Consider the following 11,387-nt stretch of genomic DNA (forward strand, 5'->3'; position numbering starts at 1 on the left):
TCGCATTATACAGACTTTCTACAACAAATACACTCATTTTGTTCTAATAATATTATTTAATGATATAGTCTAAGACAAACTTCAATAGCGTTAAATTTATTTTCAACATTATGACTTTCGCTTGCTTGGGAGAAGCACAGAAATCTATAATCCTCCCCATAATAAAGCGAGTGATTTCTCCCACCTAATTCGCAGTTTTATAAATTAATAAAGTATATAACATGCTTCTACATAAATTAGAGCGATACTTCATGATACGTCTGCTTCCTTGATGATTATTCGAGTTCCTCAACTGCCTAAATGTCAGCTTCGAAACCTTCTTTACTCATCAGAAGTCACGTCTTCACAAGCATCGCTCTACATTTCTCATATTATAGATAGTATTTATCTTGTACTTTTAACTCATCATCTAATTCATAAATCAATGGTTTCCCCGTTTTAATTTCATAACCGACGATGTCTTCATCTGAAACGTCTTCAAGGTACTTAATCAGCGCGCGAAGTGAATTCCCATGTGCTGACACAAGAACAGTCTTATCAGCGAGCAATTGTTGTGAAATTTGATCGCTCCAGTAAGGAATCACTCGTTCAAGCGTATCTTTCAGACTTTCGGATTCTGGCATCACACGTCGATCTAAATGTTGATAACGGCGGTCTTTGAGATAATCATTGCGTTGTTCTTCACTCTGCTCTGGAGGCGCTGTATCATATGAACGTCGCCATATGTGTACTTGTTCTTCCCCGAATTCTTCACGCGCATCATCTTTGTTAAGACCTTGAAGTCCTCCATAATGACGTTCGTTCAAACGCCAACTTTTCTCAACTGGAAGGAAGAGTTGATCTGATTCTGCAAGTAAATGATATGTTGTGTTAATCGCACGTTTCAAGAGTGACGTAAACACGTAATCAATCTCAATTCCTTGTTCTTTCAATTTACGCCCTGACTCAATTGCTTCTTCGCGTCCTTGGTCTGAAAGGTCGACGTCTGCCCAACCTGTGAAGAGGTTCTTCGCATTCCAATCACTTTGTCCATGTCTACATAATATGAGTTTTGGCATATAGATCCTTCTTTCTTTATTTAAAATGAATGTTGCCCTTCATTGAATTTATGACATTTTAGACTTACTAATATAAATTTGGTAGATAACGGTAAACTGAGTTAAATAACCTAATATATGCTTTTTTCAATGTCGGCTCGAGACGCTTGATGGAGCTAGACCACAACGAAAATCCATTCTTTGAGCTCTTTGAGTGAAAAGAATTAGTTGAGTGTGGTCCTACGCAGTAGCTAACTGAATTCGCAAAGGCTATCGCTTTCTCGAACTCTAGTTACCTTTCCAGGGGAAGTACTACGAAATCATAGATTTCTGTACTTCTCCCAAGCAAGCGAGAGTCATAACATTGAAAAATAAAATACTTTATTTTTTACTCTGTTACCTTACTGTTAAATTTACCCGTTATATTGATAACTTTAACAGTCATTGTTAATACTTTGAAATAATTGTATTTGTATATTTATATTTAACGGATAAATTTTAATATCCATGTAACCAATGTCATCGATCCAACTGTTATAGTGGAAAGCGTTGGTGAGACACAAACTCACAGTTTAGAAATTGAATCATCAAGCAAGCAGAGCACGACATTCAATCAAATAGATATCACAAATCATAATAGGAGGATATTTATCATGAAAAAGTTATTACTCGCTTCTTTCGCAACATTATCTATCACTGCAGCAGGCGTGGGTGCAGCATCAGAAGCTAACACTGCTGACGCTGCTGAAACAGCGCAACAGTCCACGGATTCAGTTTACGATGAATTTATCAATAACGGAGGCACGAAAGCCCTTTGGGATAATGTAGTTATGCCTGAATCTGGCGGCGATCCTAATGCTGTGAATGAGTTAGGTTATCGAGGATTAGGTCAAACGAAAGAATCTTGGGGTACTGGCTCTGTAGCTGAACAAACGCAAGGCATGGTGCAATACGCTAAAGAACGCTATGGTTCAATCGATCAAGCTATTGAATTCCGTCAATCTCACGGTTGGTGGTAACACTATAAATAAAGAACGAAAGCCCAACTCGAACGCGGCTTTCGTTTTTTTATATTTATATTGAGTTTCTATTATAAATTGTAGATACGTCATTGATTACTGTCATTTTTCCACTCGACAAATCATTACATATCAATCTTGAATATTATTAGGTTCAGGATGCACATAAACGTAAGAGACGCCACGTTCATGCATGTGTTGCTCTACTTCGTCGCATATGTGATGCGCCGCTTCAAGCGATAACTTAGCTTCCACGATTATTGTTACGTCCACGAAGACGCTACTTCCGTAATAACGTCCTTTAATATTTTCCACATCAAGTACATCAGGGACCTCGAGCACGTAACTTTTATAATACTCTAAATCCCGTTCATTAAATCCATCACTTAAAGCAAAGATGGATTCGCGTAAAATATCAAAACCTGTATAAACGATGAGTATGCCAAGCAATAACGCAATAATCGTATCGACAATAGGAAGACCAAATTGTGTAAAAATGAGTCCTACCGCAGTTCCAATACTGACTAACGCATCGGATAGATTATCTTTGGACGCGGATCTAAGGGAACTACTTTGCGTTCTTTGTGCTAAACGATGATTAAAGTAATAGACAGCCAACATGACAAGGCCACCGATCATACTGACATAGATCGTCATCAAATTAGGGGTGTGTTGTTCTCCTGTCCAAAGTCTCGGCGTGTTCTCAATCAGCACCTGTACACCGACAAACATAATGATAAATGAGACTAAGAGCGTGGAGATATTCTCAGATTTCAAATGACCATAAGGGTGGTTCTGATCGGGTGGTTTAATAGAAATCTTGAGTCCAATCAAGACTGCTAAGGAGACAAGGATATCCGTCATATTATTTAAACCGTCTGCTCGAACGGCTGCAGAATGGTAGATAAACCCTGTGCCATACTTCAATGCAGCTAAGACGATATACACAACTAAACTTAAATAAGCTCCACGTTGAGCGGCTTTCAGATTCATGCTTTCGCCCATGATTCACACCCACCTTAAAGAAGATTAGGACTCTATTATGACGCATGCTTTGAAAGCTTACAACGATTTTTATTGGAAAATTATTTAATATAAAACGTTAAAAATTTTTATTAGCCTCTCCTAAAAGATTTATTCTCTACTACACTTGATATCACAACGTCTTCGCATCTTTGTACTTCCACACCATCACTTTCTCGCACTGCTTCACGTTAACGATCCTGCAAAATATATTTCGATAAAATAAATGTCACAGGAATCGTAATAATCAAACCAGCGAATGGCGCGATAACGGAATTGATATGAAAGAAACGTACGAAAATGAATAACAATAATGTTTGCATTCCGACATTAACAAGTTGTGTAACCGGAAATTGTAGAAACTTTCGCAATGTCGGTTGAACCTTATATACGAAATAACAATTGAGATAATACGAAATAATGAGTGCGACGATAAATCCTGTGATGTGGCTAACTATGTAATGGATATTACAGATTTTAAGCAATAATAAATATACCACATAGTAATTGAACGTATTAATACCACCCACAATAATAAATTTAATGATTTCTAAGTGTAATTGATTGAGTTTCATTGAACATATAACCTCATTAACTAAATTGCTTTAAGCGACGCCTCGTTTCGTATAGAGCTAGTACACCTAAATTGCGAACCTCCATCATCCCCATCGAGACATCGTAATAAATATTAGTGAGCGCTTCTCACTTTTACTATAGGCTACTCTACCCTGTAAACGCTGAACTGTAACCGCCATACATTTCATTCTGTGCCCCATTACTTTATACTGGATATAACTACTTTGCAACTCAAGAACGGTTAAGTGAGAAGTATTCTATTGGGGGGTTAAGTTATGGATTTAGAAAAGGTCATCATCGCACCAGATTCATTTAAAGAAAGTATGTCTGCAAAGGAAGCGTCGGAAGCCATCCTGCGTGGTTTCGCCAAAGTATATCCACTATCCGTAACAGACTATTCACTGATTCCTATGGCAGATGGTGGTGAAGGAACGACAGAAGCATTGTCTGAAGCGTTACAAGCCGAACGCGTAACTGCAGAGATGCACGATCCATTAATGCGTGAAATTACTAGTAGTTACGCTTATGCATCAGACAGTCAAACTGCTGTTATTGAAATGGCAAGTGCTTCAGGCTTAGATCTCTTAACCCCAGAAGAACGTCATCCTGCGCGTACTTCCTCTTACGGTACAGGCGAATTAATTCAGGACGCGCTAGACCGTGGTGCGACACGTATTATTCTAGGTATTGGTGGTAGCGCAACGAATGACGGTGGCGTGGGTATGATGCGTGCCCTTGGTGTTCATTTCTTAGACGACCAAAATCAATCGATTAAACATGGTGGTGCAGCACTAGCTGAAATTCAAACTATAGATACTTCCCATCTGGATGCCCGTTTGAAACAAATTGATATTACCGTCGCATGTGATGTTCGCAACCCACTTCTTGGTAAGGATGGCGCAACGTATACTTACGGGCGTCAGAAAGGCGCTGATGATGCGATGCTCACTCAACTTGAAGCAGCTTTATCGCATTATCACTCTCAAATTGCTGCCCACCTTTCTCAAGATGTTAAAAATATTCCAGGCGCAGGTGCAGCTGGCGGTTTAGGTACAGCACTCCTCGCCTTTTTACACGCAGAACTGACGCCTGGGATTGAAGTCGTCTTACAAGAAACCAACTTTGCGCATCACGTTAAAGATGCCGATCTCGTCATTACTGGTGAAGGTCAGATGGATTACCAATCTATCTATGGCAAGACGCCTATAGGTGTGGCACAAGTCGCTCAACGTCATGGTGTGTCTGTCATCGCTATCAATGGCGTGCTAGGTGACGGCTATCAGGCAGTATACGAACATGGTATCGCTGCAGCTTTCAGTATGTTACAGCGCAATGTGAGTTTAGACACTGCTTTAAAAAATGGTCCTTTAAATTTAGAATATACCTCAGAGAACGTAGCACGTATTCTGAATTTAAGTTACAATAGTAACAATTAATTTAGTGACGCTCTGACAAGTCACGTGTAAAGGAGTAATCTCATGAATCAACCACTTTCACAACGCTTCCCATTGATGCTCATCATCGTCCTAGGTATCATGACGACATTTGGTCCCCTGACGATTGATATGTACAATGTCTCACTCACAAATGTGAAAAGTAGTTTCGACATCACTGCTTCGGAAGCTCAATTAACTTTATCTACCGCTATGATTGGTTTAGCGATTGGACAGTTCCTCTTTGGACCATTGTCTGATGCGTTTGGACGTAAGAAAGTCGCTCTAACCATTATAGCTATCTATGTCATTGCGTCAGTTGTGGCAATCTTTACATCTACACTTCCATTCTTCTTGATCTTGCGTTTCATCCAAGGGATGACAGGTGGTGGCGCTATCGTTATCGCGAAAGCGTCTGTAGGTGATAAGCAGGAAGGAACGAAACTTGCGAAGTCTATTTCTGCTTTGCTCGTCGTTAACGGTATTGTCACTATTATCGCACCGCTACTCGGAGGCTATGCGCTTACGCTAGGGAACTGGAAAGCGATCTTTGTTCTTCTTGCGGTGATTAGTTTAGTTATTCTACTACTTGCTGGTTATAAAATGGAAGAAACGCGCGAACAGAATGTAGCGCGCTTGAATTTCCCAGAAATTATCCAGGATTATGGGACGTTATTGAAGAAACCGAGTTTCTTATTGCCAATGTTTATTCAAGGCTTAACTTACGTCATGTTGTTCAGCTTTGCTTCGGCGGCACCGTTTATTACGGCGAATATGTATCATTTATCGCCACAGAAATTTAGTGTGATTATTACGATGAATGGTATTGGTTTAATTATTATTAGTCAGCTGACTGCGTTGTTGGTTGAGTATTTCAACCGTTTGACGTTGTTGATTACGTTGACGATTGTGCAGATGGCGGGTGTGGCGCTGATTATTGCTTCGGTGACGGCGCATTTGCCGTTATGGCTGTTGATTTTTGGCTTCTTCTTGAATGTGTGTCCGGTGACGGGGATTGGCCCATTGAGTTTCGCGTTGGCGATGGAGTCGCGTTCGGGCGGTAGTGGTAATGCTTCGAGTTTGCTGGGCTTGTTCCAGTTTATCTTGGGTGGTGCTGTGAGTCCGCTTGTTGGTATTCAGGGGGAGAATAGTGTGCAGCCGTATGTGATTTTGTTGGTTGTGACGTCTGTGTTGATTGTGGCGTTGCAGGTGATGTTGAATGTGCGGCGTCGTCGTTTGGGTTAAGGTAAAATGTGTGTGGTGCTAATTTGTGTTCGTAGGAATATAGTGTTTTGTACTAATTTGTATTCGTAGGAATGTGGAGTTTGTTCCTAATTTGCAATACTGCGTATTGGGTGGGAGAAACGGCTCGCGTTCTTAGGGGGTCACGCTCAACTAAGTAATAACGCTTGTTGTGCGTTATGAATGGATTTTCACTGTGCCCTTGATACCTCGGGAGTCGCACCACCTCTTTTATACTCGTCTTGCAATTGTATCTAGGTATTTTAATACTTTTCTTATCACACTAAATATTCCATTAACCATACCCAACACAACATACACTTTCTCTTATTTATTTGGTTTTAATATAAGTGTTTCGAGGAAGAGAGTGTTTCTTACTAAATCTAAATAAGATTAATTAGAGAGAATGGCGTCTTTGAATAGTGCCATTCTCCTTTTTTGTATCGAGGTTAAATTCAATTATTTATTCAACGACTCGTCATTAATATAAAGTATTCTATTCGATCACTTTGCTCTATACTTTTACCAGCTGTTTCATCTATAATAAATATACTAAATTGACATGAAAGAGGGACATGAGATGAAGTGTATGTTGCCTGTGAAACCGTTAAGTCAGCTGTTTCCTGTGCCTATGGTCATGGGGTGTGAAGGTGTGGCTGCTGCTATGCTCTTACAATACAATCATTGTCGCATCAAGCCGACCACCATTATGAAGGATTGGCCGAAGCACCATAATAATCCGCGTAAGGGTTATGTAGGTCATCAATTGTTGGTGAAGTTTGGGTTTCATCAAACGATCTTTCCTCAGGCGTATGTACCTCATCTGAAGCAGTTTCATGATGGTTTTAAAGATGGTACGGGCAAGTCGCTAGAAGAGCTTGAAAGCATCTTGAAAGCAGGTCAGCCCGTTCTTATTTATCATACAGTTCTCGGTCAATCGCCTGCGCGTCGTTGGTTTAAGTTGGATGGCACGAAAGAGCAGCTCACTTCAAATATTCATACCACCGTGTTAATCGGTTATGACGACAAGTATTACTATTACATTGATCCGCTGTGGAGTCAGTGGTTTCACTCTGTCTACGTGCCGGCGTTTATTCCTAACCGCTTCCAAGTCATTCGTATGCCTAAAGCTCGCATGAGACAAAGTTATGATGCGCCTGGGCGTATGTGTATTTATATTCAGCCGACTCGTTAAGTGTTTTTACCTTTTAAAAATAACTTCACCTAACTAGATTTCAATTACTTGTAACGTCTGAGTCATTTCCCGGGAAATATCGGCTGTACGCCACTGTCTTGGATAACCGAGGCATGGACAAATGTATTCAATGTCTTGGTCGGTAAGGCGTTTTCTAAAATGCACATGACCCATCACACTATAACGGATCGGGTAATGATGATAAATGTCCGCAAATTTCGAAGTGCCGAGATAGGCGTTAAAGAAATCGAACAGACGATGTGGAAGTGGGACGACGAATTGCGGATGTGTCACCACATGTGTGACGAGAATAATTTGGCGATCTCCTACTTTCGCAAGGTCTTCTTTAGTATGTTCAACTGCGCGTTCTGCAAGTTCTAAATCTTTGTAAGGCAAGTCAATGCGCTCTTTATCTTGCCAAGTCGCGCCGTAGAATTTGCCTCGAGCGAGACGCTCTTGGGTAAACTTTGAACTGGCGTAGCTATAATTGTACCAGCCCGTGTTACCGACTATCGCCCACGCGTCGTTAATGATATAAGGCGACCCTACTAGGCATTCGTCCATATCACGATAACGTTGAAGTATCTCTGCTGTAGATGGTTGATCTTCTGACGTCCATAAATCATGATTGCCTGGGACGAAACGAATGGTTATATCTGTAAGCTGTTCCAAGCGTTGAATAAAGTCCACCACTATATCATTTCGATTGGCGATATCTCCAGCTATAATGAGTAAATCCACCTCGTGCTGTCTTACACTCTGACTCAACACTTTCGCATAGTCGTTGGGTGTCAGGTCAATATGTCGATCCACATGTAAATCAGCAATCAATCCTATCTTCATCACACACTTCCCCTTTCTCATGATAGTCACATTATAAAGGGTAGATGCATTCCTCACCTATCGAACTGCTTAACTCATGTGATGATTACTGCACGTGAACGTGCTCACTTCAGCCACTTTCTCAACTTCTTTCTCGGTTTATTAATTTAAAATGAATTCTCGTGATTTCGGAGTCATATCACATAGTACTTCCCCACATTAAATGCTAAAATATTGAGTAATACACTACACAGATGAGGAGACCCTATGTATTTATTAGAAGCATTTTTAATCTTTATACTCGCGGTGGTCATCAGCTCAATCATACATAATCGACTGCCGAAAGTACCTATGGCTTTCATCCAAATTGCCCTAGGTGTTTGTCTATTTATCCTACCTATCCCACTCCACTTCGAATTTGATTCAGAAGTGTTTATGATGGCGGTCATCGCGCCACTCTTATTCGTCGAAGGGACGCATGTCTCTCGTACGAAGCTACTTGAATATCGTAAGCCGATCATCCTGATGGCGATGGCACTTGTCTTCACGACTGTCATTGGTGTCGGCTTCTTTATCCATTGGATTTGGCCACACTTACCGATGCCAGCTGCTTTTGCGATTGCGGCAATCCTATGTCCAACAGACGCAGTTGCTGTGCAAGCGATTACGAAAGGTAAAGTCCTTCCCAAAGGTGCAATGTCGATTCTCGAAGGCGAGTCATTGTTGAATGACGCTGCCGGTATCATTTCATTTAAAATTGCAGTTACTGCACTTGTCACAGGCGCGTTCTCTGCCTTAAATGCAATTAGTCAATTTATCATTTCCACTATTATAGGTGTGTTGATTGGATTTATTATCGGCTTTGTCATCGTGCGTTTACGTGTCTATCTTTCTGCGAATAAAGGTTTAAAAGACAGTAACACGCTCATCTTTATTCAGTTATTAACACCCTTCGCAGTGTATTTGTTAGCTGAAGAACTCCACGCTTCTGGCATCATTGCAGTAGTAGTGGCTGGATTAGTTCACGGTTTCGAACATGACCGTTTAATTCGTGCACAAACCGAGCTACAAATGAGTTACAACCAAATTTGGGATACGCTAAGTTATGCGCTCAACGGCTTCGTCTTTGTCGTGCTCGGCTATATCGTGCCAAAGGTTGTCATCGATATCGTGGAACATGAACCAGAGAACATTCATTTCTTGATTATTACCACCCTGCTCATTGCCTTGGCGATCTACATCGTGCGTTTCATCTGGGTCTACATTTGGTTTAAAGACTTTTACTATCCACGAAACATTCAGTCATACTTAGACGAAGAAACCGATACACCGCCAAGACGAGGTGCTTATGCGTTAGTCATGACGATGTGCGGCATCCACGGTACCATTTCGCTCTCAATGGCTCTGACATTACCTACGATGCTTGCTAACCATCATGCCTTTACTTTTAAAAATGACCTATTATTCATCGCATCCTTAATGGTCTTAATCAGCTTAGTAATGGCACAAGTCGTCTTACCACTCATCACACCTTCAGCATCACGTAAAGAACAACAAACGATGAGTTATCAAACGACTAAAATTTATATTCTTGAACGCGTGATTAGCTATTTTAGAGAACAAGGTAAACAACACAAAGATGAAAACTATAGTGCGATTATTTCCTCGTACTTCGATGAGCTACTCTTCCTCCTACAAATCGAACCGGAGAATAAAAATGCGAAAGAAGTAAAACGCCTAGAAGATCTCGCATCAGAAGTCGAAACTGAAACACTTGAACAACTTGTTGCACAAGATAAGATTGATCGCGCTGTCCTACAGAAATACCATACAGCGATTGAAAACACTGTACACTACCGCGAATCAACATTCGTGCAGAGATTCAAAACGCGCATTAAAATGTTCGCCCTACGTTATCGCGCAAAGAACAAACGAACGAAAACGTCTTCGAAGTGAGCATCGTACTCTACGAATACTACAACCGCTTCAACCTATTACGTCGACGTAACAGAAAATACGCCAAAACAGCACCACTTCAAACTGCAGAACAGAAAATGCAAGGTCTGTACCTACAACGCCAATATCTAGACGAACTCGTCGACCAAGGTCATGTCAATCAAACCATTGCGACCCAAGTTCGCGAAAACATCAACTACAACGAAATCGTTGTGGCTAGTGAATAAAAGAAGTATAGGTATACTGAGTTTAAAGAAGACAGTCCCATGACCAGTGGACTTGTCTACTTTAATGATGATTAGATAAATTTATAACATTGCACAGTTACGACGACGAACCCAATCTCTTCTTCGCCCCCCTAATTAAATTTAAAACAATTAATTAGATAGCGTTTTATATTTTTGATGTATTCCCAAGCCACATTAGCTTATACAGAAACACTTTATTCCTCGAAACACTAAACTTAATTCCAATACAAAACACAAGTGTATGGTTGGGAGGGGGTTGATTAAAATTTAAACTTAGCTAGAAATATTATTTTCACAACGTACTCTTGCAATACAAGTAAAGAGGAGGTGGTGCGACTCCCGAGGTATCAAGGGCACAGTGAAAATCCATTCATAACGCGCAACAAGCGTTATGAATTAGTTGAACGTGACCACCTGGGAAAGCGTCACCACCTCCCAATACGCAGTATTAAATTAGTAGAAATATTATCTTCCTAGAAACACTAATATTAAAACAATTAACAAAAAGATAGGAGAGTGGGTTGGTTGTGATTATGTAGTATATAGAATTATAGTAAAGCATTAGAAATCCTAGATACAATTGCAACACAAGTAAAAGGTGGGAGTAGGCGAGACTTTTGAGGGATTTAAGGGCACAGCGAAAATACAGTAATAACGCGCAACAAAGCGTTATTACTTAGTTGAGCGTGACCCCCTAAGAACGCGAGCCGTCTCTCCCACCCAATACGCAGTATTGCAATTTAATTAGAAACACTAAACTTAATTCTAATTCAAAACAATAATGTATGGTTGGGAGGGGGTTGATTAAAATTTAAACTTAGCTAGAAATATTATTT

Annotated in this window: 8 protein-coding genes and 1 pseudogene; 5 read left to right on the plus strand and 4 right to left on the minus strand. The window is 40.4% G+C overall.

Going from position 1 to position 11,387, the window contains the following annotated elements:
- Nucleotides 1–371: 371 nt before the first annotated feature.
- Entirely contained in the window at nt 372–1,058 is a 687-nt protein-coding gene (locus CD039_RS08100) for a 2,3-diphosphoglycerate-dependent phosphoglycerate mutase (RefSeq protein WP_103371891.1), read from the minus strand.
- 632 nt (nt 1,059–1,690) lie between these two features.
- Between CD039_RS08100 and CD039_RS08105 the strand changes: the two genes are divergently transcribed.
- The gene (locus tag CD039_RS08105) at nt 1,691–2,056 is read left to right on the plus strand and encodes an aggregation-promoting factor C-terminal-like domain-containing protein (protein WP_103371892.1); all 366 of its coding nucleotides are present in this window, start codon (nt 1,691–1,693) and stop codon (nt 2,054–2,056) included.
- Between the two features lie 132 nt (nt 2,057–2,188).
- Here CD039_RS08105 and CD039_RS08110 read toward each other — a convergent pair whose 3' ends face one another.
- The gene (locus CD039_RS08110) at nt 2,189–3,061 is read right to left on the minus strand and encodes a cation diffusion facilitator family transporter (RefSeq protein ID WP_103371893.1); all 873 of its coding nucleotides are present in this window, start codon (nt 3,059–3,061) and stop codon (nt 2,189–2,191) included.
- Nucleotides 3,062–3,270: 209 nt separating this feature from the next.
- Entirely contained in the window at nt 3,271–3,654 is a 384-nt protein-coding gene (locus CD039_RS08115) for a GtrA family protein (RefSeq protein ID WP_103371894.1), read from the minus strand.
- Nucleotides 3,655–3,930: 276 nt separating this feature from the next.
- Between CD039_RS08115 and CD039_RS08120 the strand changes: the two genes are divergently transcribed.
- The 3 genes from CD039_RS08120 (at nt 3,931) to CD039_RS08130 (ending at nt 7,525) form a co-directional block, all read left to right on the plus strand.
- Nucleotides 3,931–5,091 (plus strand): glycerate kinase, encoded by a 1,161-nt coding sequence (locus CD039_RS08120; protein WP_103371895.1) that lies wholly within the window; start codon nt 3,931–3,933, stop codon nt 5,089–5,091.
- Between the two features lie 42 nt (nt 5,092–5,133).
- On the plus strand, nt 5,134–6,333 hold the full coding sequence (locus tag CD039_RS08125; RefSeq protein WP_103371896.1) for a putative multidrug effflux MFS transporter TcaB: 1,200 nt from the start codon (nt 5,134–5,136) through the stop codon (nt 6,331–6,333).
- A gap of 577 nt (nt 6,334–6,910) precedes the next feature.
- Nucleotides 6,911–7,525 (plus strand): C39 family peptidase, encoded by a 615-nt coding sequence (locus CD039_RS08130; RefSeq protein WP_103371897.1) that lies wholly within the window; start codon nt 6,911–6,913, stop codon nt 7,523–7,525.
- Between the two features lie 33 nt (nt 7,526–7,558).
- Here the strand turns inward: CD039_RS08130 and CD039_RS08135 are convergent, their stop codons facing one another.
- Nucleotides 7,559–8,368 (minus strand): metallophosphoesterase, encoded by an 810-nt coding sequence (locus CD039_RS08135; RefSeq protein WP_103371898.1) that lies wholly within the window; start codon nt 8,366–8,368, stop codon nt 7,559–7,561.
- A 246-nt stretch (nt 8,369–8,614) separates the two neighbouring features.
- On the opposite strand from CD039_RS08135, the pseudogene CD039_RS08140 reads away from it, so the two are divergent.
- Nucleotides 8,615–10,530 (plus strand): annotated as a pseudogene (locus tag CD039_RS08140) (cation:proton antiporter).
- Nucleotides 10,531–11,387 lie beyond the last annotated feature (857 nt).

It is taken from the genome of Staphylococcus argensis, from assembly GCF_002902305.1.
GTDB classification, from domain to species: Bacteria; Bacillota; Bacilli; order Staphylococcales; family Staphylococcaceae; genus Staphylococcus; species Staphylococcus argensis.

Excerpts from the sequence above, each read along its gene's own strand:
- CD039_RS08100 (WP_103371891.1), bottom strand. The coding sequence starts at position 1,058 with ATGCCAAAACTCATATTATGTAGACATGGACAAAGTGATTGGAATGCG.
- CD039_RS08105 (WP_103371892.1), top strand. The coding sequence starts at position 1,691 with ATGAAAAAGTTATTACTCGCTTCTTTCGCAACATTATCTATCACTGCA.
- CD039_RS08110 (WP_103371893.1), bottom strand. The coding sequence starts at position 3,061 with ATGGGCGAAAGCATGAATCTGAAAGCCGCTCAACGTGGAGCTTATTTA.
- CD039_RS08115 (WP_103371894.1), bottom strand. The coding sequence starts at position 3,654 with ATGAAACTCAATCAATTACACTTAGAAATCATTAAATTTATTATTGTG.
- CD039_RS08120 (WP_103371895.1), top strand. The coding sequence starts at position 3,931 with ATGGATTTAGAAAAGGTCATCATCGCACCAGATTCATTTAAAGAAAGT.
- CD039_RS08125 (WP_103371896.1), top strand. The coding sequence starts at position 5,134 with ATGAATCAACCACTTTCACAACGCTTCCCATTGATGCTCATCATCGTC.
- CD039_RS08130 (WP_103371897.1), top strand. The coding sequence starts at position 6,911 with ATGAAGTGTATGTTGCCTGTGAAACCGTTAAGTCAGCTGTTTCCTGTG.
- CD039_RS08135 (WP_103371898.1), bottom strand. The coding sequence starts at position 8,368 with ATGAAGATAGGATTGATTGCTGATTTACATGTGGATCGACATATTGAC.